This window comes from Parapedobacter luteus (assembly GCF_900168055.1).
Lineage (GTDB): Bacteria > Bacteroidota > Bacteroidia > Sphingobacteriales > Sphingobacteriaceae > Parapedobacter > Parapedobacter luteus.
This window is the reverse complement of the sequence record NZ_FUYS01000003.1, coordinates 285516-309894: the sequence shown is the minus strand read 5'-3', so window position 1 is coordinate 309894 and position 24379 is coordinate 285516. Positions and strand designations below refer to the sequence as shown.

Below are 24379 nucleotides of genomic sequence, written 5' to 3'. Positions count from 1 at the left end.
GCTTTTCGAGAGGTTGCTATGCGGAAGCCGTTGGTACTGTTTTATTTTCTTGTTTTTTATGCCACTGCGCAATTGATTTGGTGGGGGGTGTTGCTTATTGAGGCACAACCTAGCCGGAAGATCATGATTATCGGCGAGGGGATTTTTTTTATGCTTATCTTCGTAGTAGGAGCGCTCAAGCTAAAAAAGGCATTTGTCCGCGAGCATAAAATACAACAACAGCAGCAGAACTTCCTGCTGGCAGTTACCCACGAGCTGAAATCGCCGTTGGCAGCTATTAAGCTGGCTATCCAAACGATCATTAAGCGAGATCTCAGTAAAGAACAGCGCGACCAATTCCTCTCCAATTCCCTGAAGGATATTGAACGCTTGGATGATTTGGTCGGCAATGTATTAATTGCAACCAAGCTGGAAGATTTGCGTTACAACTTCCCCAAAGAGCAAATCGACCTTACTGAGCTGGTTAAAAATGTGGCTGGCAGGCTTCAGATTCATTCCTGTACGACGCAGGTCATTAAGACCGAGTTGCAACCGAATATTCGGATTGAAGGCGACCGGTTTGCTATCACCAACGTGGTGACCAACCTCATCGAAAATGCTGTTAAGTATTCACCGCCGTGCGCCCATGTGTTTGTGAAACTGGAGAAAGATAATGGACAGGTGGTGTTCAGCGTGGCCGACCACGGCATTGGGATAGCGGACAATGAGAAAAGACTAATCTTCAATAAATTTTACCGGGTGGGAAATGAAGATACCCGGAAAACCAAGGGTACCGGACTTGGATTATATATTGTAAAAACGGTATTGGAGAAACACCGCGCGCAGATCAAAGTGAAAGATAACACACCGTCGGGAAGTGTTTTCGAAGTTATATTTAGCAACCATTATGCAACAAACTAAGCATCGGATTTTATTGGTGGAAGACGAGGAGCACCTTTTGGACGCCATCAAGCTCAACCTGGAATTGGAAGGGTACCGGGTATCGACAGCGACGGATGGGAAGAAAGCGCTGAAAATATTCAAAGAGGAGCGGTTTAACTTGGTCATACTGGACGTCATGATCCCTGAAATCGATGGATTTCAAGTGGCTGAAACCATCAGGTTACAAAATACGGAGGTGCCTATCATGTTCCTTACGGCCAAAAATAGCAGCGAGGACCGAATTACGGGGCTTCGTAAAGGTGCCGACGATTACCTCGTGAAACCATTTAACCTGGAGGAGCTCATCCTGCGCGTAGGTATATTGGTAAGACGGGGAATGAAGGGCGACGAACTTAAGGAGCTTAACTCGTATACCATAGGGGATAAAACTATTTATTTCAATTCGTTTGAACTACACCATGCGGATGGCACGGTGACGTCTTTGACGAAGAAGGAGACGATGTTGCTCAAACTGCTGATTGAACGGCGTAATGAAGCGGTTTCCCGTGAACAGATATTGGAAACCGTGTGGAACTATGACGTATACCCGTCCACGCGTACCATCGACAACTTCATCCTGACCTTCAGGAAATATTTTGAGCCCGACCAGAAGCACCCGGTGTATTTCCATTCCATCCGCGGCGTAGGCTATAAATTTACCGACAATCCGCAAGCCTCATGATGACATCCAGAGCTCGTGCCGTGGTGTTGGCGCTTGCGTTTTTATTGTTGGTTTGGGCTGTGTATGAGCAAAGTTATCAGCTCGCATCGATGATTGCTGGAGCAATGGGTTACCTGACGTGGAGCCACTACCGTGAAGGCACGGTATTCATTGCTACCCAAGCATTTCAAAACCACGATTACGATAAGGCCAAGCGTTTATTGGCGGACATCAAAAAGCCTCAATACCTCCGTAAAGGACGCCGCAATTACTATGAGTTCATGAGCGGTAATCTCGCTTTGAAAGCGGGGGATTATGAAACGGCTGAACGGCATTTCCAGATTGCTTCACGACTGCCATTCCGGCGACCGAATGACAAAGCAATCATTCTGATAAATTTGGCCAACATCAACCTTCGGAAACGAGATTTCGAACGGGTGAAGGCTTATACCGCCCTCGCAAGGAAACTTGAAGTGACTTCGCGTGTGGCGCAAATCATTAATAAAATCGAAAACGAAATACCCAAGGATTAATTAGTGACACCTGATTTGAAAAACGACTTATTTATACGGGCAGCATTTTCGCAGCCCACTGAGCGGCCTCCCGTGTGGATGATGCGCCAGGCAGGCCGATTTATGAAGGAATATTGGGATATCAAGAACAGATATTCGTTTCTTGAAATGTGTAAGACCCCTGAAATTGCGGCAGATGTGACGATGCTTCCGGTCGATTTGCTTGGAGTGGACGCCGCTATCCTGTTTTCGGATATCCTGGTGACTGCGGAAGCCATGGGCGGACAGCTTAGCTTTGAGCAGGGCGTGGGACCTCGGTTTGCCAACCCGGTGCGTAATCGGGCAGACGCGGAAGCGCTGCAGGTGGACGTAGTGGATAAGCTGCAATACGTGGCGGGAGCCATCCAAGTGATTCAGCAACGTTTGCAGGGACGTATTCCATTGATTGGCTTTGCAGGGGCGCCCTTTACCGTATTGAGTTACCTCGTAGAAGGTGGCTCATCGAAAGATTTCAAACGTACGAAATTGCTGCTCCATAACGAACCCGAGCTTGCCCATATGATCCTCCAGAAAATAGCCGACGTGACCGTCGACTATCTGAATATGCAAATTGCAGCGGGAGTAAATGCACTACAATTGTTTGACAGCTGGGCACTGGCCCTGGCATGGGACGACTACAAGCGGTTTGCCCACCATTACAATGCGTATATTTTCTCGAAGCTCGCAAGGGAGGGGGTGCCCGTAATCTCGTTTTGTAAGGGAAGCTCGGTATTTGCTCCAATCATGGCAGAGGCTGGACCGGATGTCGTTTCAGTGGACTGGAATGCGGATTTGCGTATGGTGAAAGACAGCCTTCCCCAGGGTATGGCGGTACAGGGCAATCTTGACCCGTTTGTACTGTATGCTGATAAAAGGGTAATCAAGGAAAGAATTTTGCACCTGTTTGATGGCATGCGTGGGCAAAATGGCTTCATTTTTAACTTGGGGCACGGCATTATGCCGGATATTCCGTTTGACAACGTGAAGTATGCAATTGAGGTGGTGAAGGAGTTTAGCTATTAGATTTTACGATTTTAGCTTTGCGTATTGTATAGCGACTTGTTTGGGAGTCTCCATATACGCAATACGCAATACGTGATGCCATGTTATATCTTTACGCCAAAGCGGTACACATCATATTCGTCATCACTTGGATGGCGGGATTATTTTACATGGTAAGGTTATTTATCTATCACACCGAAGCGAGGCAAAAGTCCGTGCAGGAATATCAGGTACTGCACAGGCAATTTATGCAGATGGAAAGCAAATTGTGGTGGATTATCACTACACCATCCATGTACTTAGCCATCGCGGCCGGGCTGACCATGCTGTATGTGGTGCCTGGTTTGCTACAAGCTGACTGGATGCACGTGAAGCTTACTTTCGTCCTTGGGTTGGTCGGCTATCATTTTACCTGCCAGCGCATCATGTTCAAGCTTAGGAGCGAAACGAGCAAATGGACGTCGACGCGCCTTCGGATGTGGAATGAATTGGCCACGGTTATCTTATTTGCTATCGTCTTTGCAGTAGTGTTAAAAAGCGCTGTCAATTGGATATACGGGGTTTTGGGACTGCTCTTACTATCACTTATGCTGATGCTGGCGGTGAAGATATACAAGAAAATCCGGGAGCGTGGTTAGCTTCCAAAGCAAAAGTACTTGATCGCTGTATATTCATCAATGCCGTGTTTGGAGCCTTCGCGGCCGATACCGGATTGCTTGACGCCACCAAAAGGTGCTACAGCATTAGATAGCAATCCGGTGTTGATGCCCACCATACCGGCTTCCAGTTGTTCGGCTACGCGCCAGCAGCGGTTTACATCGTTGCTGTAGAAATAGGAAGCAAGGCCGAACTCCGTGTCATTGGCCATCGCAATGCCTTCTTCTTCAGTGCTGAACCGGAATAATGCGCAAACGGGACCAAATGTTTCTTCGCGAGCAATCAGCGCTGAAGGGCTGACGTCGGCCAAAACGGTCGGTTGAAAGAAAAGCCCTTTCTTCGGTTTACCGCCCGTGAGCAGCTTAGCCCCTTTATCAACGGCATCTTTTACGTGGGTTTTTACCTTTTCCAGCCCTTCTTGGTTGATCAATGGTCCCACTTGTACCCCTTCGTCTAAACCATTGCCAACTTTTAGTTTCTTTACCGCCACGGTCAACTGTTTGGCAAAGCTGTCAAACACACTGTCTTGCACAAAAAAACGGTTGACCGATACACAGGTCTGGCCGGAGTTACGGAATTTGCCAGCGATTGCTCCCTGCACTGCGGCATTGATGTCGGCATCGTCGAAGACAAGGAAAGGGGCGTTGCCCCCAAGCTCGAAAGATACCCGTTTAATGGTCGCTGCCGCTTGCGCCATCAGCGATCGACCTACTTCCGTTGAACCGGTAAAGGAGATTTTGCGAACTTTCTCATTGGTGGCCAATTCCGTGCCCATGCCTTTACTGTCTTTGCCGGTGATGACATTGAGTACGCCCGCTGGGAATCCCGCTTCATGCGCTAATTTGGCTACCGCGAACGCCGTTAACGGCGTCTGCGAGGCAGGCCGGAGCACGACCGTGCATCCGCAGGCCAATGCGGGAGCTACCTTACGCGTAATCATTGCTAATGGAAAATTCCACGGTGTAATGGCTGCAACCACTCCAACCGGCTGGCGGATAGTAAGCAGTCGTTGACCCGCCTTAGGCGAAGGAATGGTTTCGCCGTAAGCGCGCTGTGCTTCTTCGGCAAACCAGGCTACGAAAGAGGCACCATAGTCCACTTCGGTGAGGCTTTCTGCCAATGGCTTTCCGCTTTCCATGGTCATGATACGGGCAAGCTCCTGCTTATTGGCCATGATGAGGTCGTACCACTTGCGCACAGTGTTTGCGCGTATGGCGGCCGCTGTATCACGCCACGAGGGCCAGGCATCATAAGCATGGTCAATGGTCGTATGGCAGTCGGCTATCGTAAGGTCAGGCACGGCCGCGATGATCTCACCCGTGGCCGGGTTGACGACATTGAAGGATCGACGGCCTTTGACAAATTGGCCGTTGATGTAGGCTTTTTCAACCAGAATCTGTCCGTTCATTAAAAAAACTTTATCTATGGTTACCAACAACCGATGATATTGGTAGGTTTGTTCGAATTGTCAACATTATCGCTAATATGGACAAAATTATTATCTTTCTTGTACTTTTGTGCGATACGTGCAAGAAGGAGTAATCTGGCACCATAAACATTGACGAGCTCTTGGCCACAAATACCATCAAGAAAAATGCGCTGTACAATATTGTCTTATCTGCCAGCCAGGTATTGTTTCCCGTTATCGTGTTTCCATATGTATCGAGGGTGTTGGGACCAAAGGGAATGGGGAGTATTGGTTTTGTAGAGAGTTTTACGCAGTATTTTATCCTGCTTGCAGCATTGGGGATACCCATTTATGGGGTAAGGGAGATTGCTAAAGTGCGGTCAAATGAGCGCGATCGCTCGGCGATTTTTAGTGAATTGTTATGTATTCACTTGCTTTCAACACTTGTCATCTCGTTGATATTCATTGGATTGTTTTTATTTACGCCTCAGCTATCCGAATATCGCACATTGTTTTGGGTTGGGTTGGGAGTTTTGGTTGGTCAGGTTTTTCTTATTGAATGGCTGTTCCAAGGGTTGGAAGCGTTTAAGTACATTACCTGGCGTTCATTGTTGATTAGGACGATGTCCATTGTGTTGATATTTCTTTTGGTCAAAGATGAAAGTGATACACTGGTTTATTATGGAATATCATTGCTTACGGTTTGGGGAAACTTATGCATGAACGTATTGTATGCTCAGCGGTACGTCAGTCTACGATTTAAGGGCCTGAAATTAAGCCGTCACATGAAACCTTTGGTAAATTTCTATGCATTCGGCATCGTTGTCAGTGTGTATACGCTTTTAGATACGGCGATTTTGGGGCTATTCAAGGGGGATTTGGATGTTGGATATTACACAACGGCGGTCAAGCTCAACAAATTGGTCATAACGGTATTGACTGCATTAACCTTGGTAACCATCCCCGCGCTGTCCCAAGCCTACCACCAGTCGGATATGCAGCGTGTCATTGGATTGCTGCATAAGTCTTTTGGGTATATCGTATTGATTGGAGTGCCTGCGTGGGCGGGGATTACAATCTATGCCGAAGAATTCATTACGCTTTTTGCGGGAGAACAATATTTACCAGCGATTCTTTCGCTACAGATTATGGCTCCCACCATATTTGTCGTTGGTTTAAGCAACGTCTTTGGCATGCAAATATTGAATCCGTCTAATCACGAACGATTTTTCCTGAGGGCCGCACTCATTGGCATGTTGGTCAGTGTGACGACGAACTTATTGCTTATTCCTCTTTTCGGCCATTTCGGAACAGCAGCGACTACATTGCTGACTGAACTGGTGGTATTCTTCTTTTTATACCGCTATTCGAAACGAGTGGTGACGTTTGCGCCCGACTGGACATTGATCTTGCAGGCCCTCACATCTGCATTGGCCTTTTTGCCTATTTACTGGACTGTCAAGAGGTTGGATGGCCATCCGCTAATGATACTGTCATTAGGTATTTTGTTTTGTATAATCGGTTATTTTCTAATTCAATACAACTTGTTTAAAAACGTTTTGATAAAGGATTTTGCCACTCAGGTTCGCCGGAAATTCAGTAAACATCCATGAATACGGATTATGAAGAATAAGGTTTATCTGCTCTATTATGATTTTAAGCATACTTCCGGCAATCATGCGGGGATGGCTTACTTTTCGCGGCAATTGGCAAACCAAGTGCCGCAGATCGTATTGGTTAAACATATTAATCAAGAATACAGGGGGGGAAGGTTTGTTGCCTATATTTACGCGATCTGCATTTTCATCTATCTTCTTTTCGTGCTAAAAAAAGGTGACAAGGTAGTGTTTATGGAATATTTGAGCAAATATTTTGCCCATCAAAATGTGATAGCCAATCTACTACGCCGTGTTGGATTGAAGCAACGGTTAGCAGGCCTTGTTCACCTTGGGGGGAAGCACTTATTGTCGTTATATGGAAGTAAACGGGAGATAAAGAAGCAGTTGGCCGTACTGGATCAAGTCATTGTGTTTGGCGGTAGCTTAGCCGAATTTATAAGGGAAGTCGGTTATGAAGGCGAAGTCGTCCAGACATTTCATTATGTAGACACCGCGTTCTATCAGCCGGATATGCGGAAGAAGCAGGATGATAACCGGTTACATGTGCTTTTCATGGGGAGTTTGCTGCGCAATTTTGCACAACTGGAGAAAATCATAGCTGCTTGTTCGGGGCAGGGTATTGTATTCCACATTGGGATGGGGAAGTCAAAGCGTATGCTACTTAGCCACAGCGACCATGTGCGTATTTATGGTTATTTGACAGAGATGGAGATGCTAAAATTGATGCAATGCTGCGACGTTAATTTGTCTGTTTTAGAAGATACGATAGGTAGCAATGTGATCACCAGCACTTTGGCGGCCGGACTGATTCAGGTCGTTACGGAAGTAGGATCCATCAGAGACTATTGCGATGAGCGCGACAGCTTCTTCTGCCGTGAAACGGTTGATTACATCAATGCACTGAATCAATTGGCAAGTTGCTCCCAACTGAGAGAAGAAATGCGGACAGCAGCCATCAATAAAGGAACTTCTTTCGATTTGATGAAATCGATTCAGGCATTTCACCGGCTAATAACGATAGATTAAGCGATGCAAAACAACCGATATCCAGAGATTACGGTTTTGATGCCGGTTTTTAACGCTGAACGATATATCGGTTCGGCCGTTGCGAGCATTCTTAATCAGACGTTTATGGACTTTGAGTTGTTGATCGTTGATGATGGCTCGACAGATGCCACGATGGAGACGCTTAGCAGGTTTGACGATTCAAGGATCAGGATAATCAAAAACGAGGGCAACCGGGGTATTGTGTATTCATTGAACAAAGGCATTTCATTAGCTCAAGGCAAGTTTATTGCTCGCATGGATGCGGACGATATATCTGAGCCAAGCCGCTTGATGTTGCAACATCGTTATCTGACCAATCATCCGCATGTGGATTTATGCGGTAGCGGGATGATTCTCTTCGACGACGAGGGGATAATAGGCAAGGTTTATTATAATCTCGACTGGGATACGTTAAAAGCAGAAACACTTTTTAACAGCCCTTTCCCTCATCCGGGTGTCATGGTGAGACGGGAGGTACTCCTTGCTAACCCTTATCGTGCCGAAGCGCTGCATGCGGAAGATTATGATTTGTGGAGTAGGTTGTTGCGTACCCACCGGGGAGTGAATCTTCCCGGGTTTTTGCTTCATTATCGTATTTCTTCAGACGATATTACGGCCAAGGCGAGCAAACGCATCGACGAGCGTAAGCGGATAATTTCGCGCATACATCAGGATAATTTTGCCTATCTCGGCTACACTCCCACGGTTGACGCGCTCAACATCCACTATCAATTGTCGAGTACAGAAGGAATAAAGCGTATGGAGCTGGGGGACATAAAAATGGAGGTTTTACGTGATCATTTTCATGAGCTACTGAATAGCGTCAGGAACACTGGATATTGCCGCGCAGCATCTTTTTACAGTGTCTGTGGAAAAATATACTTAAAATTGCTGCTGTACCGGGGAAAGGATATGGGCGTGTGGAATTTTATTGTCCTCCTGAGTTCATTTCAGCTATGGATAGGCATAGGAGCGGCCGCATTGTTAAGGGCATCATATTTTTTAAGGAAAGTTCATCAACTAACAGCGCGAGGGTAGGTATGAAGAAATTAGGTTTATTCCTATTTTATTTTTTGTACATCTTTAATTGTTCATTCAATCCCCTGCCTTATTTTTTGCGTACACGAGTCATATTTGGAATTTTAGGACTGGTTTTGATCGTGTTTTTAGGTAACTTTATAAAAGTTAACAAATATATCATTCGCTTATCGGTCGCGTTTTACCTGTTGTTATTGCCCATATTTATTTCCAGTTTATTGAATAGCACATTCGATGTCTGGATGTCCCAATATTTAGTGCTTTTAACACTCCACTTTACCGGCGCTTATTTGGTTGTGTGGTTATCCAAACGCTGCTATCCCATGTTTTCAGTCGAAAAGCTGTTCAAGTATATTTTTGCCGCGATTATCGCGAATAGCGTACTTGCGGTAGCGATGTATTTAATGCCTTCACTCAATGCTTTTATATTTTCCATCCAGAATTTTGATGACCAGGCGGACATGGTCATTGAGGAGGTACTCAATTTGAGGTTGATGGGGATGGGTATAGGCATGTTTTTCATGGGGGGAATTATTTGGGGGCTTGCTTTGCTGTTCGTGGCCTATCTTATACGGGTACATTCGGAGCAGGGGAGGGGGATTTTGGGTTTGACATTTTTGTATTTCTTTATCATGCTGGTGGGTACATTTATAGCGCGTACGACATTAGTTGGTGCGTTATTGGGCTTTGTATATATCTGTTGGCCCAGGGATTGGCGCTTAACACTGAGCAAGCCCGGGCTCAGGCGAATGTTTTTCTTTTACGGTACCTTACTGCTTATTATCGCCATGGCAGTCGCATTCGTATTTTATCGTTACCCACAAGTTTTCGATTCGGAAATCGTAGGGTGGGCATTTGAGATGTTTATCAATGCAAGTGATAACAGCGAAGTGAGTACAGGATCCACGCAACATCTGGGTACGATGTTTATTTGGCCGGATAACGTGAAGACATGGTTGATAGGCGACGGATTATTTAACGTTCAGGATGGCTATTACATGGGCACGGACGTCGGATATTTGCGGCTGATTTTTTATTTTGGCATTTTTGGTGCGATTATTTTTTTTGGGGGGCAATTTTACCTTTTTAGGGTCATCTCCTTGCTGTATAAAACGCCCTTACTGCGGTTGAGCATGTTATTTATGGCTGTTTATGTGCTGGTGCTAAATATTAAGGGCTTTGCCGATGTTAACGCTTTTATGTTTTTATTGTTTTGGGTAGCGGTTTTACCAGATAAAACTCATGCCAATCGAAACGAAATGTACACACGATAATGAGTGAGCCGTTGATTACTATTGGCATTCCATTTTACAACAATGAACATACGATTGTAGATACGGTGAAATCCGTCTTTGCGCAGACTTATCAACACTGGGAGTTGATACTCATCAATGATGGTTCAAGCGATCGCTCGGTGGAAGTTTTAGGAGATATCGATGATCCACGGGTACAAATCATTGATGACAGAACGCACCGGGGGCTGGTCTATCGATTGAATCAAATCACCGCTTTAGCAAAGGGAGAATTCATCGCAAGGATGGACGGCGATGACATGATGATGCCAAAGCGATTGGAAAAGCAACTTGCGCTCATTTTGTCTGATAGCCAGATTGACGTTGTTGACACAGCTGCTTATACCATGGATGAACATTGCCAACCCGTAGGCAAGAGAGGTGCGCAGCCGATTAGACGGGGAGCACAAAATGTAGTTACCTCAATGATGTTATTGCATGGTTCTATCCTCGGCCGGAAGAAATGGTTTGCTCAACATCCGTATGATCCGGTTTATGTGCGTGCTGAAGACTATGAACTGTTTTGTAGAACACACGCTGTTTCTGATTTTCAACGCGTGCCTGAATACCTATATATCATCCGAGAGGGTAACGTCAATATAGCTAATTACTTGAAAAGCAAAAAGACGTTAAGAAAAATTTTAAGGGTATATGGAAAGGGGATATTGCCACCTGCGGTGTATTGGAAACAAGTGGCGGACACCTACCTCAAATCATTTTTATATTTGGCTGCGGGCATAGCCAAGCTGCAGCGTCACCTGTCTGCCCGAAGGAATGAACAATTAGACAGCGACGAGCGGAGGCAGCTGTCCGATGTGATTACAGCAATAAAATGTGTTCAATTGCCGCGGCGAATCGGTATGAAATCATGAAAGGAAGGAGAATAGCGTTTTTAGCAAATACTGCCTGGAGTATGTATAATTTCCGGATAAGCACATTGACGATGCTTCAAAAGCTTGGTGCAGAGGTAATCGTCATTGCGCCTCCCGATGATTATTCAGTACGTTTTTCGTCGTTCGGCATCCGATTTGTTCCGCTGTACAGACTGAAGGCCAAAGGTACAAATCCATTAGCTGACTTTAGGTTATATCAGGAGTTTATCGCTGTTTTTAAGCGGATTGAGCCTCATTTGCTGATCTCCTACACCATTAAACCGAATATTTACGGAATTCTGGCTGCCCGATCGTTGCACATTCGTTCCATTGCGGTGATCACAGGATTAGGGTATGGGATCGCGAAAGGCGGGATAATGCGGGCTATGGTCGAGCGGCTTTATCGGTTTTCGCTGAGGCATGCGTCCAGTGTATGGTTTTTGAACAAAGATGATCATGCATATTTCACGGACAGGAGAATGTTGGGGTTGGCTGCCTCAAAAGTTATTCCAGGCGAGGGAATATCCGTGGAACATTTTAAGCGTAAGGTGGCTTATCCCGATGGTGAAACGACTAAATTTATCTACTCCGGCCGGTTATTATATGACAAAGGCGTCGCGGACTTTGTAGAGGCGATTCGTGTTTTAAGAAAGGAAGGTCTGGCTGTAGAAGGTGTGTTGCTGGGCTTCACGGACACCTTAAACCCATCAGCGATTTCATCGGACACCGTTGAGGCATGGGAAAGAGAAGGTGTTATTCGCTATTTAGGTAAGACATCTGATGTTCGCCCGTTTATCGAACAGATACATTGCATGGTATTCCCTTCATATTACAGTGAGGGTATTCCGCGCTGTTTGCTGGAAGCGGCGAGTATGGAGGTGCCTGCCATCACGACTGATCATGTCGGGTGTAGGGAAGTTGTCATTGATAATACTACTGGATTTTTGACGACGCCCAAAGACATTGCATCGTTAGTTGCCGGTATGCGGAGGTTTGCCCAGTTGCCGACAGAAGAACGGGTTAGCATGGGAAAAGCCGCCCGCGATCGGGTAGTTCAACATTACAGGGATCAATTCATACACGCGATTTATGTTCAACAGATTAATGAAATCCTGCAATCGCCGGCCCAATAGGGAATAAATGATTTGGTTATCGTTTTATCCCTTATATTTGAACTCGAATGAAGTACTGACAAGCGTATACGATGATTAATAAACCCATAATATCGCTTATTGCCATAGCGTCATTGTTGGCTGGAATGGCTGATAGTTCCAAGGCGCAAACGATACCCGTCGGAACCCCTTTGCTTGAAGACTATTATCGGAGGCAACAATTGCTGGGGAAACTGGATTCGACCATTTCATTTTCTATTAGACCACTTACGCATGTTGCGTTGCAGCCATCAGGTCAGCTCTTTGCGGTGGAAGAGGAGTCGGATTACAACGGAAAAGAAACGTTGCTTTCCCGGGATAAGTTACGGGTTTCCTTGTTGCCAGTACAGTGGAAGAACCAACTTAACTCTACGTTGCCTGAAGGATGGAATGACGGTGCGATGATACCTTCAGCAGGCTACCAAACCATGGTGAGTGCCGGTATTTACGCGGAATATGCGTTTTTAAGCGTGCAATTGAGACCGGAATATGTTTTGGCTCAAAACGGGGATTATCCTGGGTTCAATGGGAAAACGCAGCGCGAATGGTATGAATGGTACCGGCGCATCGGTAACCAGATTGATTTACCGGAGCGATTTGGGGATGGTTGGTATTCGAGATTACTGCCCGGGCAGAGCAGTGTGCGGCTGAACGTTCATCCGGTTTCCATTGGGATTTCTACCGAAAATCTATGGTGGGGACCTGGTATTTATAGTTCGCTGCTCCTGTCCAACACCGCGCCGGGGTTTCCACATTTGACGATAAATACAACGCGGCCCATACGCACACCGATTGGCTCCTTCGAGGGACAAATGGTGGGTGGCCGGCTGGAGGGGTCTGGCTATCCTCCCAAGCAAATGGGCAATCCCAATCATTATGACCAGTACTACCGCCGGAAAAGCGATGATTGGCGGTATTTTTCGGGTCTTACGTTTACTTACCAGCCGAAGTGGCTCCCAGGGCTGTCATTAGGAATGGCCCGCTCGTCGATCGCCTATTATGAAGAAGTCAAAGGCAATTTCCGGAATTATTTGCCCTTTCTGGATCCCGTAAGTAAATCGGGCTATTCCAGCGGGTCAGACAGCGCGAATGCTGATGAAGGTTACGGACGCGACGAGTATATTTCGGTGTTCGCAAGGTGGGTAATCAAGGAGGCGAATGCAGAGGCTTATTTCGAATATGGACGAAACGACCATGCATGGGATATGCGCGATTTGTTTGTACAACTGGAGCATTCACGGGCCTATACAGTTGGCTTCAGGAAATTAACGGCGTTAAATTGGTGGGGAAATGACTACCTGAGCGTCAACGTAGAGGTAACACAATCGGAAGGCCCTAAAGACGAAACAATTCGTCCAGGTGGTCCTTGGTATAGGCATCACCAAGTTAGGCATGGATATACACATTTAGGGCAAATGGTGGGATTGGGAATCGGGCCGGGGAGCAATTTGCAGACGTTATCCATCAGTTGGGTTCAAGGGATAAAACAATTGGGGGTTCAATACTATCGCTATGTGCATAACAACGATTTCTTTTATTTCACCTATGGCGATATGAGGCGCAATTGGGTGGATATGTCCATGGCAGTTTTCGGGGAGTGGAACTATAAAAATTTTTTAGCGCACGGTAAGATGGGACTTACCCGGGCATTTAATTACCAATATGAGTTGGAGGAAAAACCTGATTTACAAAATTTCTGGCGTTTTGACGAACAGGATAAGTTTAATTTTCAATTACAACTGGGCGTTTCTTATCGGTTCTGAAGCCACTTAATAACTTATATATGAAGATAAAGTTCGTGTTGGCCACGGCCTTTCTATTATCATCAGTGTTGCATATAACAGGACAGACCCTCCCGTTAGGGACGCCTGTATTGGAACAAAAAATACGTCGGGATCAATTATTGGGCTTGATCGATTCCAATATCTCTTTTACTGTTCGTCCCCTGACTTACGAATCTATCATTCATCCTGATAATCAAGCAAAAAGACCCGATTATTATCTCAACAAAGAAATTATCTCATCGGTAGACAGTGGTTTTTCCCTGCAATTGATGCCGATAGTATGGGAGCATCAGTATAATTCCAAATTGCCGTATGGTTGGAATGACGGAGGCATGATACCTTCGGTCGGTTACCAAACAATGATTGGCGCAGGAATATATGCCAAGTACAAATGGTTTAGCCTGCAACTCCGTCCGGAACTGGTCTTTGCGGAAAATAAACCCTTTATGGGCTATAATGGCGACAACACCTATGCGTGGGCCGCCTGGTATGAATTTGCAAATAATATCGATATGCCGGAGCGGTTCGGCGATAAGGCCTATACGAAGCTGTTACCCGGCCAAAGTAGCTTCAGGGTCAATTATGGCCCGGCGTCAATCGGAATATCGACCGAGAATCTTTGGTGGGGGCCCGGTATATACAATTCGCTATTGATGACCAACAATGCGCCAGGTTTTCTGCATCTAACACTCAATACTACGCGTCCGATTTCGACACCGATAGGGACTATCGAAGGCCAACTCATTGCAGGCAGGCTAAAGGAATCGGGCTTTACACCGACACTACTTGGGAATCCGGCCCACTTCGATGAGCATTATGTTCCGAAAAGAGACGACTGGCGGTACATTTCGGGTATTACAGTTTCCTATCAACCCAAATGGCTGCCCGGACTCTTTGTTGGATTGTCCAGGAGTTTTGTCGTATATAGTGAAGATTTAGGAGGGGGACTCAAAGGCTACTTACCCTTATTGGGACCGGGTTCAAACGATGTCGTCCGTAGACCTGACGAATTAGAAGGACGGGAAGATAGAATGAATAGAGACGTATACGCATCCGTGTTTGCTCGATGGTTGATGCCGAAAGGCAACGCCGAAATCTATTTTGAATATGGGCGAACCGATCCACCCTGGAACCAACGGGATCTGGTGGTGGAATTAGAGCATTCGCGGGCATATGTATTGGGCTTTCGAAAACTTGTGCCGTTGAATTTGGCTAATGAAGAGCTTTTGCAGGTTGGATTTGAACTTACGCAGCTTGAAAAATCGCGAACAACCACCATACGGACGAGCCCCTCTTGGTACACAGATAGCAGGGTACGCCATGGGTATACGCATCTTGGGCAGGTAATTGGTGCAGGGATCGGTCCGGGGAGCAATGTCCAGCTGCTAAATGTCAGTTGGGTGAAGGGGATTAAAAATATCGGGCTTCAAGTAGAACGACACGTGAAGTTCAACGATTTTTTTTATAGAGCTAGTGAAGATTACAGGCGGATGTGGGTCGATTTGGCTGTAGGAGCAATTGGTGAGTGGGGGTATAAAAATATGGTTTTTAACGGGCGGCTGTTTTACATAAAGTCCCATAACTACCAATACGAGCAAGGCGATACGTCCGGAGAGTTTTGGGATTTTACGCCGATTGATAGAAATAATTTTCAATTCAGGTTAGGCGTACTCTATCGGTTTTGAAAAATAGATAAAGAAAAAAACATATTTGCAGATTGAAATGGAAGTGTTAGTGTGATGTATTAAAAGGTTAGGATATAGGTAATGGCAAAAAGATATTTTTATTTCCCGGCAGTTCTTTTTCTTGTTTTGACGAGTCTATTCGGGGGAATGGGATTTGCGCAAAATCTCAACGCTACTGACTTGTCCCAGATTCGTGTCGAGGATTTATCGGACGACCAAATCCGCTCCTATATGCGGCAAGCTGAGGCTTCGGGGTTGTCTGAAGCAGAGATGGAAAGGCTGGCTTTGGAGCGCGGAATGCCGCCTGCCGAAATCGATAAGTTGCGTGAGCGGGTTGAACGGCTGGGGGGAGGAACAACTTCATTGAATAAACCAGGATTATCGGGTAGAAATACCGAGCGTCAATTTTTAGACTCTTCACATGCTGCGGTGGAAGAAAATACCCCACGACTAGATACGGTAAACGAAGCGGAGAAATCCTTTAATGAACTTCGATTGCGGATATATGGAGCGTCCTTGTTTCAAGGTGTTACGCCGGTGTTCGAACCGAGTCTGCAGATTGCAACACCCCGGAATTACGTCATTGGTCCGGGAGACCAGCTGTTAATCGATATATATGGACGGTCAGAAGAAAACCATTCGCTGATGGTCACGCCCGATGGGACGATTAATATTCCTTATGTGGGTGTGCTTGCAGTCGCCGGCATGACCATTGAGCAGGCGACCGAGCGGATTCGTAGCCAAATGGCAACAGTGTATTCCGCTATTCGCACGGGCGCCACAAAGATCAATGTCGCGTTAGGTAACATTCGCAGCATTAAAGTAACGGTAACGGGTGAAGTTGTGAAGCCAGGTACGTATACCTTGCCTTCCGTAGCGAATGCATTTAACGCATTGTATCATTCCGGTGGGCCGTCGGTAAACGGATCGTTCCGGAACATAAGCGTCATCCGGGATGGAAAAGTTATCGCCTACTTAGATATTTATGATGTATTGGTTAACGGTGCCTTTACGAACAATGTTCGTTTAGAGGATCAAGACATTCTGATGGTCCCTCCGTATGAATCGAGAATTGAATTTAATGGCCGAGTGAAGCGGCCTGCTATATTTGAACTGAAGGAAGGCGAAACGTTTGAGGATTTGCTGCGTTATGCGGGAGGTTTTACAGAGGACGCATATAAGGCCAGGGTAAAAGTCGTGCGATATACGGATAAAGAACGAAGGATTGAAGACGTGCTCCAAAGTCAATTTGGGCATTACTTGCCCCAGACAGGCGATAAATATATGGCAGAACGCGTACTCGATCGATTTGAAAATAGGGTAGCCATCGAAGGTGCGGTGTTCAGGCCGGGTGAATATGAGCTAAGTCCAGGGCTGACACTTTCGATGTTGATTAAAAAAGCAGAGGGGTTAAAAGAGGATGCTTTTTTAAACCGTGGCTATATCGTCCGTTTGAAGGACGATATGCAAACAGAGCAATTGGCGTTTAATGTAGCAGGAGTTATCGCGGGAACAGTACCCGATATCGAACTGAAGCGCGAAGATGTAGTTGCCATATCGTCAATCTTCGATTTGCGTGAAGAATACACGGTAGCTATCGATGGGGAAATCCGCTCACCGGGTCAATTTATTTATGCCGAAGGGATGACGTTGCAAGATTTGATTATGCAGGCCGGTGGTTTTAGGGAAAGTGCGACAGGTACGCGGATTGAAGTGTCAAGACGGGTGAAGAACGCAGACGCATTATCTCAATCCGCTCAAATTGCGGAAGTGTTTCAGGTGGATGCACATAGAGGATTGACTAAAACCGAGCGGGATTTTGTGCTGATGCCATTTGACAAAGTGGTCGTCCGTACGGCTACGGGTTACGAAACGCAGAAGACAGTACGGATCGAAGGGGAAGTGCTCTATCCGGGGATTTATACGATAACACGCAAAGATGAGCGGATTTCGGATCTCGTTAAGCGTGCGGGGGGGTTCACACCGTTTGCGTATGTAGCAGGGGCGTCGCTAAAACGGGGATTGGCTGTAGACACAACCAAAACCGCGGAAACCACCGCCGAAATGGCAGAAAAGGAACTTCGCTTACAAGAAGAACAAAGCCGGATGCTTGCGCTGAAACAGTTGCAAAGTGATGCTAACATCGTGGGGGATATGAACATCAACAAAAGCATAAACAATGGCTTTGTGGGTATTAATCTGGAGCGGATTATAAAAAGGCCCGGACAACAAGGAGATTTGATCTTGGAAGACGGCGATATTATTCGGGTACCCAAAGAATTGCAGACCGTTAAAATTTCGGGGGAGGTGTTGGCTCCATCGACAGCGGTCTATTCGCCGTCGAAAGGCTTTAAACAATATATTTCTCAAGCAGGTGGCTTTTCTGCTCGTGCGCTGCGAAAGAGTTCGTATGTGTTATACGCCAATGGATCAGTCAAGAGTACCAATCGGTTCTTGTTTTTTAATAATTATCCGCCGATTAAACCGGGGGCCGAGATTTTTGTGCCTCAGAAAGAGGTGAGGCCGCCAATGAGCCCGCAGCAATGGTTGGGACTTGGAACCGGGATAGCCTCGCTTGCGGCGATTATTCTGACAATGATCCGATAACAACTTGTGACGTGTTCTATTTCGTTTGAAAGTAATACTATGGCAGAAAACAAAGTTAGCATCGCTCAACGTCCGCAGCCACAGGATGATGACATTAGCTTGAAAGAATTAATCACAAATGTGAGAGAATGGTTCAGGTATTTCTTAAATAAATGGGCGATTATTTTAATCGTTGGATTACTTGGTGGTGTCGTTGGACTTGTATATTCAATAGCAAAGCGAACTAATTACACGGCAACGCTTAACTTTGTCATGGAGGAACAGGGGGCGTCGCAAAGCAGTTTAGGTGCGGCGGCAGGTATTGCAGCCCAGCTGGGCTTCAATTTGGGCGGGATTGGTGGTTCTGGCGGTTTCTTCCAAGGAGATAATATCATTGAGTTCCTGAAATCCCGTTCGATGATTGACAAGACCTTGCTTACGGAGGTCGAAATTGAGGGAAAAAAGGATCTGTTGGTAAACCGCTATGTTGAATATAACAATTTTAGAGAAAAGTGGGCCGAAAAGGAGCGATTAAAGGGTTTCCAGTTTGCTGATACTTCTGGTGTTTTTCTACAGGATAGCTTGATGTCTCGATTCTACAAGGCGATTTTGAAAAAAAATCTGGTAATTGACAAACCCGATAAAAAACTGAACATCATCGCCATCAAGATGGAAACCCCCGATGAAGCTTTTTCAAAGGCGTTTGCCGAAACGTTGATCGAAAACGCATCGGATTTTTATATCAAAACGCGTACGCAAAAAGCGGAGGAGAATTTGGCTATTCTTACCCATCAGGTAGATTCCGTACGTAGGGAACTTAATGAGGCGATTGGTGGTGTGGCTGCAGCGGCGGATGCTAACCCGAATCCCAATAGGGCTTTCCAAAGCTTACGCGTGGGGTCACAGCGGCGTACGGTGGATGTACAGGCCAATACGGCGATATTAACAGAGCTGGTCAAAAACCAGGAGCTTGCTAAGATAACGCTCCGCAATGAAAAGCCTGTTATTCAAGTTCTGGACAGGCCCATACTCCCGCTTGAAAATGATAAGCTTGGCAAGGTCAAAGCCATCATCATCGGTGGAGTCCTAGGTGGTTTCCTGGCTTGTTTAGTTCTGTTGATCAGGCGGATATACCGTCAGATTATGGAAGCGGATCCTTCATGATCGTATGCCCCATTCTATCCCGTTTAGCCCTTAAATAGCGTTCATTGTACGGATTTGGCTCGATTTCTATAGGGACATTTTCGACGATTTCCAAGCCATAGCCAATCAAGCCAGCTCGCTTGGTGGGGTTATTGCTCATCAAGCGCATTTTGGTGACCCCCAAATCTCTTAGAATTTGTGCGCCGACACCGTAATCCCGGTGGTCTGGTTTGAAGCCCAATTCAAGGTTGGCGTCTACCGTATCAAGGCCATTTTCTTGCAGGTTGTAGGCGTGTAATTTATTGATAAGCCCGATGCCTCTGCCTTCTTGATTCATGTAAACAACGACCCCTTTTCCCGCTTCTTCAATCATCTGCATCGCCCGGTGAAGCTGCGGTCCGCAATCACAGCGGCATGAGCCAAAAATATCGCCGGTAACGCACGAGCTGTGCACGCGCACGAGAATAGGTTCGTCTGGTGTCCATTCGCCTTTATAGATTGCGATATGTTGCTCTCCGGTGTTTTTTTGCGTGTACGCCATCAAGTTAAATTGGCCCCATTCGGTCGGCAGGTTTACGGATACTTCACGGGTGATGAGCGTATCCTTCGCTAACCGGTATTCAATCAAATCTTTGATGGAAATAATTTTTAAATCAAAATGGTCAGCGACTTGAAGCAGATCGGGCAAGCGAGCCATTTCGCCGTCATCTTTAAGAATCTCCACTAATACGCCTGCTGGCTCGAATCCGGCGAGTCTTGCCAAGTCGACAGCTGCTTCGGTATGCCCTGCACGGCGCAATACACCGCCGTCTTTTGCAATTAAGGGGAAGATATGGCCCGGTCGGCCGAATTCTTCAGGCTTTATAGCCGGATTTATTAATGCTTTAATTGTTTTCGAACGATCTGATGCTGAGATCCCCGTCGTGCAGCCATAACCTTGCAGATCTACGGATACAGTAAAGTTGGTTTCATAAACTGCGGTATTATTCCCGACCATCAGGTTCAAGTTAAGTGCCTTGCATCGTTCTTCAGTAAGCGGGACACATACCAAACCCCGGCCATGGGTAGCCATGAAATTAATTATTTCAGGTGTAGCGTTTCGTGCAGCGGTGACGAAATCACCCTCATTTTCGCGATCTTCATCATCGACCACGATAACCACTTTTCCTAGCTTAATATCGCTAATTGCTTCTTCGATTGTATTTAGCCTGATGCTCATTTGGGTCTCCTAATAAACCACACAAAAGTACGTTACTTATGACGATAATGTATAATCGTCATGTAAAGATTTCCGCGCTTGCACGACTTTGCGGCTGCGGGCGCCAAACCTGTTTTTTATCCAGGTTATGGCCTTTTCTGCTTTTAGCCTGTATTGCTCAATATCAAATAACGCAGAATCCGTAGCGGCTTTATAAGCGAGGAAGACGGCAAGGGGAGATAAGGTGAAAATGGCCATCCACATCCCCCAGAAGGTGTCTATATTTCCTTCCTTCGCTGACTTTTCACTTACCGTGGATATGATGTGGTAAATCAAGAAAAAGATGATCGCCATAACGACAGGAAGGCCAAGGCCGCCCTTACGGATGATTGCCCCTAAAGGAGCACCTATACAAAACAACAATAGGCAGGAAACGGCTAACGTGAATTTGCGTTGAAATTCGATATTGTACCGAATGTCCTTGTCGCGATAAAACGTATCCTCGTTGGCTTTAATATTCAGCACATCTTTGATATATCGAACCTGATTCATGGCGCTGTTGATTGCCATGGTACGTTTGTCATTAGGTATAGCCTCTATAAATCCATGCTGGTAAGTAACTACAGGAACGGATGGGGATAAGAGGGTGTCTTTAGCTTTGTAATAGTCATTAAAATGGTAATAGTAGGATTGTACTTCTTTGAATACGGTGCGTCTAAGGCTGTCCATTTGCACGGCATTTGAATCGGTGTACTGCCTTAATTGTTTTAAATTGAGCATCATGTGATGGCTTTTAAACAGGTTTTCGTCAGTACGCTTCATTTGGAATGCCGACATATCAAACTTTTGTTCGGTTTCATCGAAATAAAACCGGGTGAATTGTTGACGGGGATTATATACCTTAGCGTTCCTGGCCCTGCTGTCTTCATAACGCACACCATCTTTAAGTTTTAGAATCATGGTGTTGTTATCCGGGGAATTATAAATATACCCTTCTTTAGCCAATAGGACATTACTTGCTGTGTTGCTCGACTTATGGTCGTATATCATTAAATCATACAGAATTTTTCCATCTTTGCTTTTGCCTTTTGCCCTGATGGAATATCCGGGAATAGTATTGTTGAAGATGCCGGGCTTGATGAGAAAGTCAGCCTGTTTAATCCGGACATCGTATAGCAAAGCACCCATTTTGAGGTTAACTACAGGTAGTATGTAGTCGCTGAACAGGAAAGCACCCCCACTGAATAGGCCTACCAGAATAAACAGCGGCGTCATGGCTTTTCTAAGCGAAATTCCAGCAGCCTTGATGGCAACCAATTCATAGCTTTCTCCTAAATTGCCAAACGTCATAATGGAAGAAAGTAGCATGGAGAGTGGCATCGCCATGGATATCTGTACGGCAGATTGATAGGCTAATAGTTCAAGGATGACATACCATTCAAATCCTTTTCCAATCAAGTCATCAATGTACTTGAAAAGAAAAAGCATCAGCAAGACAAACATCACAATAAAAAAGGTGACGATGAACGGCCGGATAAATGCTTTAAGGATAAGAAGATGGATTTTTTTCATTAACAAGCGCCCCTAAATGACCTCTATACAAAGGTAGTATTTTTTAGGCACCAATTACGCTTTGAAGGTATTCAATTTGGTTATTCCAGATTAGTTTGCGGTCGTTGAGGTTTTCTTCCCGAGCAAAATCCGTGATGGCCAGTGCGACATCATTGGTGAGCTCGTCCTGAACGATTTCCATTTCAAAATGATAGGGTTCGTCGTCCAACCATTTGTATTTAACCAATTTATTTTCTTTAAGACTGATAAGCTTAGCAATGTGTTGTTCATCATCCCAGCTGAATTCGTAGACACCATCTTTGTATGTCACGTCGTCTGCAAACCATTGTGCTAATGCATTGGGTTCATGCAGGAAGGAGAATAGAATTTTTGGTGAAGACTTGATTTCGTATTCCAGCTGGAATTTGATTTTTTCTGTCATGCCAATGGTGATGGTTAAGCGTTTAATTTATCCTATTTATACTTTCTCAACTTTTTTTCTAAAGAAAAGGAAAATAAACTATATTTGCAAACTAATTTTTTGGCGGGGTAGCTCAGATGGTTAGAGCGTAGGATTCATAACCCTAAGGTCGGCAGTTCGATCCTGCTCCCCGCTACCGACAAAAAGGGCCGTAAATCGCGGCCCTTTTGCTTTTTACACAGTTTATGGCTGGACCCACTTGTTTCAACGCCATGGGATGCCAGCGAGACGTCGCGGCGAAGATACGTTCGAAGAAGTCTGATTACCTGCTGGCCGTCAAGGGCAACCAGGGGGGAGCTGCTGGAGCAGGGGGAGGAGAAAACAGTTAGCATGGTGGATTTTTATAACGATCAAATGGGAAGCGCTCCAGGCGGTAAGCACATTTCGATCTTGATCCGGCCACTTCCTAAAGCTGTTGTAAGGATTCAAAAAGCTGAGGGCAATTACATTACGCTGGTCAATGACCTGGATGAATTTTATACACTGGCACATGAAGTGTCACACACGTGGTGGAACAGAGGCAACCATCACAGCATGGAAAAATGGTTGACTGAATCTTTCGCGGAATACGCTTCGTTGATGTATCTGCGATTTTCGGAAGGGGACGAACCTTTCAATACAAAAATACAGAAGCTGAGGGAGAAAAGTGTGGATTTGCCTTCGTTGCTCCTTTCTGACCGATTCGGAAGATTCGGAAACGACCTTCTGTACGTAAAAGACGGCCTCTTCTTGTTTTTTAAAATTCCTGATGTCATGTCACTTTTCGTTCTTTATCTTGGCGGCACAATAGGATGAGGGACTATGGAATTTAATTTTGAATATAAGAAAGAAATTATTTTATTAAATAGATTGCGTTTAATTTATTATTTTTGTAAGGGTACGCTTGAATTCATTTCATGTCTTTAACTTTAAACGAGGAACATCCTGTTGTAAGGCTAAGAGCCTTTCGGGCTATCGATGATCCTAAAACTTGTGAGCTCTTTTTGAAGGGGCACGAACAAGTATTAACCAATATCGGTGTAAAGAAGGTCACCTCATCCAAAAACGAGTGGATGTTTAATCCGGCGGCTTTCGTGTTGATCGTTGAATCCCTGGATAAGGAACGGGTGTTTGGAGGCGCGCGGATACACGTTGCTGGAGGTAGCCAGCCATTGCCGATTGAAGAAGCGACCGGAAGAATGGATCCGAAAATTTTCGACCTGGTGTGGCAATATGCACAGCAGGGAACTGGTGAAATTTGCGGACTATGGAACTCGCGTGAAATTGCCGGCTATGGAGTTGGAAGTATTTTCTTGACACGGGCGGCCGTTGCAATCTCTACGCAAATTGGTTTGAAGTCTCTTTTCGCCCTCTGCGCGCCATATACGGTGAAGATGGCTGAGAGTGTTGGGTATATGATAGAACGCAGTGTGGGCAACGACGGGACATTTTATTATCCCAAGCTGGACTTGTTGGCGACGACCATGCTTTTGAAGGATGTGGACGGCTTGGAGCGTGCAGATGAGGAGAACCGCAACGCCATATTCAGCATCCGGCAGCACCTAAACCTGGTCCGAGTCGAACGGCTAAGGCGCAAGGAAATAGAAATACACTACGAAATCCTATTGCCAGAAATGGAAGGATGGGATTTGCAGGAAGTCATACGTAACTATAAGGCTACTCGTCCTAACCATCTGGAAAACAGAGATAATGTGGTTAATGTAATCTAAACAAGATATATCAATCGTAACCT

22 protein-coding genes and 1 tRNA gene are annotated in these 24379 nt (G+C 45.7%); 19 read left to right on the top strand and 4 right to left on the bottom strand.

Going from position 1 to position 24379, the window contains the following annotated elements; all coding sequences use genetic code 11:
• Positions 1-18 precede the first annotated feature (18 nt).
• From B5X72_RS07915 to B5X72_RS07895, 5 genes are all read left to right on the top strand, one after another.
• On the top strand, positions 19-900 hold the full coding sequence (locus tag B5X72_RS07915) for a sensor histidine kinase (protein ID WP_079716291.1): 882 nt from the start codon (positions 19-21) through the stop codon (positions 898-900).
• Positions 887-1603 carry a response regulator transcription factor gene (locus B5X72_RS07910; protein WP_079716290.1) on the top strand — a complete coding sequence of 239 codons (717 nt, stop codon included), beginning with the start codon at positions 887-889 and terminating at the stop codon, positions 1601-1603. Before B5X72_RS07915 ends, B5X72_RS07910 begins: the two co-directional genes overlap by 14 nt.
• Positions 1600-2115, top strand: coding sequence for a hypothetical protein (locus tag B5X72_RS07905; RefSeq protein ID WP_233632495.1), 516 nt, complete (start codon positions 1600-1602; stop codon positions 2113-2115). Before B5X72_RS07910 ends, B5X72_RS07905 begins: the two co-directional genes overlap by 4 nt.
• Positions 2116-2130: 15 nt before the next feature.
• Entirely contained in the window at positions 2131-3156 is a 1026-nt protein-coding gene (gene hemE / locus B5X72_RS07900) for a uroporphyrinogen decarboxylase (RefSeq protein WP_079716289.1), read from the top strand.
• Between the two features lie 80 nt (positions 3157-3236).
• Complete coding sequence (locus B5X72_RS07895) at positions 3237-3773, top strand: CopD family protein (RefSeq protein ID WP_079716288.1); 537 nt, start codon at positions 3237-3239, stop codon at positions 3771-3773.
• On the opposite strand, the gene B5X72_RS07890 is transcribed toward B5X72_RS07895, so the two are convergent.
• A complete protein-coding gene (locus tag B5X72_RS07890; RefSeq protein ID WP_079716287.1) occupies positions 3770-5200 on the bottom strand; it encodes an NAD-dependent succinate-semialdehyde dehydrogenase in 1431 nt (476 codons plus the stop codon). The two genes, B5X72_RS07895 and B5X72_RS07890, sit on opposite strands and share 4 nt — an antisense overlap.
• A gap of 161 nt (positions 5201-5361) precedes the next feature.
• Between B5X72_RS07890 and B5X72_RS07885 the strand changes: the two genes are divergently transcribed.
• From B5X72_RS07885 to B5X72_RS07840, 10 genes are all read left to right on the top strand, one after another.
• Positions 5362-6813, top strand: a complete 1452-nt coding sequence (locus B5X72_RS07885; RefSeq protein WP_079716286.1) for a flippase — start codon at positions 5362-5364, stop codon at positions 6811-6813.
• Between the two features lie 9 nt (positions 6814-6822).
• Positions 6823-7845: a glycosyltransferase family protein gene (locus B5X72_RS07880; RefSeq protein ID WP_079716285.1), complete on the top strand. Its 1023-nt coding sequence runs from the start codon at positions 6823-6825 to the stop codon at positions 7843-7845.
• A 3-nt stretch (positions 7846-7848) separates the two neighbouring features.
• Entirely contained in the window at positions 7849-8904 is a 1056-nt protein-coding gene (locus tag B5X72_RS07875) for a glycosyltransferase family 2 protein (protein ID WP_079716284.1), read from the top strand.
• A 323-nt stretch (positions 8905-9227) separates the two neighbouring features.
• On the top strand, positions 9228-10178 hold the full coding sequence (locus B5X72_RS07870; RefSeq protein ID WP_139378592.1) for a hypothetical protein: 951 nt from the start codon (positions 9228-9230) through the stop codon (positions 10176-10178).
• A complete protein-coding gene (locus B5X72_RS07865) occupies positions 10178-11068 on the top strand; it encodes a glycosyltransferase family 2 protein (protein WP_079716282.1) in 891 nt (296 codons plus the stop codon). Before B5X72_RS07870 ends, B5X72_RS07865 begins: the two co-directional genes overlap by 1 nt.
• Positions 11065-12201: a glycosyltransferase family 4 protein gene (locus B5X72_RS07860; RefSeq protein ID WP_176146126.1), complete on the top strand. Its 1137-nt coding sequence runs from the start codon at positions 11065-11067 to the stop codon at positions 12199-12201. Before B5X72_RS07865 ends, B5X72_RS07860 begins: the two co-directional genes overlap by 4 nt.
• A gap of 71 nt (positions 12202-12272) precedes the next feature.
• Positions 12273-13982 (top strand): capsule assembly Wzi family protein, encoded by a 1710-nt coding sequence (locus B5X72_RS07855; protein ID WP_139378591.1) that lies wholly within the window; start codon positions 12273-12275, stop codon positions 13980-13982.
• Between the two features lie 20 nt (positions 13983-14002).
• Positions 14003-15688: a capsule assembly Wzi family protein gene (locus B5X72_RS07850; protein ID WP_079716280.1), complete on the top strand. Its 1686-nt coding sequence runs from the start codon at positions 14003-14005 to the stop codon at positions 15686-15688.
• An 81-nt stretch (positions 15689-15769) separates the two neighbouring features.
• Complete coding sequence (locus B5X72_RS07845; RefSeq protein ID WP_079716278.1) at positions 15770-18295, top strand: SLBB domain-containing protein; 2526 nt, start codon at positions 15770-15772, stop codon at positions 18293-18295.
• Between the two features lie 39 nt (positions 18296-18334).
• Entirely contained in the window at positions 18335-19438 is a 1104-nt protein-coding gene (locus B5X72_RS07840; RefSeq protein WP_079716277.1) for a lipopolysaccharide biosynthesis protein, read from the top strand.
• Here the strand turns inward: B5X72_RS07840 and B5X72_RS07835 are convergent.
• The 3 genes from B5X72_RS07835 to B5X72_RS07825 are packed head-to-tail and all read right to left on the bottom strand — an operon-like array spanning position 19416 to position 22608.
• The gene (locus B5X72_RS07835; RefSeq protein WP_079716275.1) at positions 19416-20636 is read right to left on the bottom strand and encodes a bifunctional 3,4-dihydroxy-2-butanone-4-phosphate synthase/GTP cyclohydrolase II; all 1221 of its coding nucleotides are present in this window, start codon (positions 20634-20636) and stop codon (positions 19416-19418) included. The genes B5X72_RS07840 and B5X72_RS07835 overlap by 23 nt on opposite strands.
• Before the next feature lie 36 nt (positions 20637-20672).
• On the bottom strand, positions 20673-22187 hold the full coding sequence (locus tag B5X72_RS07830) for an LptF/LptG family permease (protein ID WP_079716274.1): 1515 nt from the start codon (positions 22185-22187) through the stop codon (positions 20673-20675).
• Positions 22188-22230: 43 nt separating this feature from the next.
• Positions 22231-22608 (bottom strand): START-like domain-containing protein, encoded by a 378-nt coding sequence (locus B5X72_RS07825; RefSeq protein WP_079716273.1) that lies wholly within the window; start codon positions 22606-22608, stop codon positions 22231-22233.
• A 101-nt stretch (positions 22609-22709) separates the two neighbouring features.
• Here B5X72_RS07825 and B5X72_RS07820 point away from each other — a divergent pair.
• From B5X72_RS07820 to B5X72_RS07810, 4 genes are all read left to right on the top strand, one after another.
• A tRNA-Met gene (locus B5X72_RS07820) sits at positions 22710-22783 on the top strand.
• Positions 22784-22832: 49 nt separating this feature from the next.
• Positions 22833-22976, top strand: a complete 144-nt coding sequence (locus tag B5X72_RS20920; RefSeq protein ID WP_217698119.1) for a hypothetical protein — start codon at positions 22833-22835, stop codon at positions 22974-22976.
• A 1-nt stretch (position 22977) separates the two neighbouring features.
• Positions 22978-23442, top strand: coding sequence for a gluzincin family metallopeptidase (locus B5X72_RS07815; protein ID WP_079716272.1), 465 nt, complete (start codon positions 22978-22980; stop codon positions 23440-23442).
• Positions 23443-23543: 101 nt separating this feature from the next.
• The gene (locus B5X72_RS07810) at positions 23544-24356 is read left to right on the top strand and encodes a hypothetical protein (RefSeq protein WP_079716271.1); all 813 of its coding nucleotides are present in this window, start codon (positions 23544-23546) and stop codon (positions 24354-24356) included.
• Positions 24357-24379: the final 23 nt, after the last annotated feature.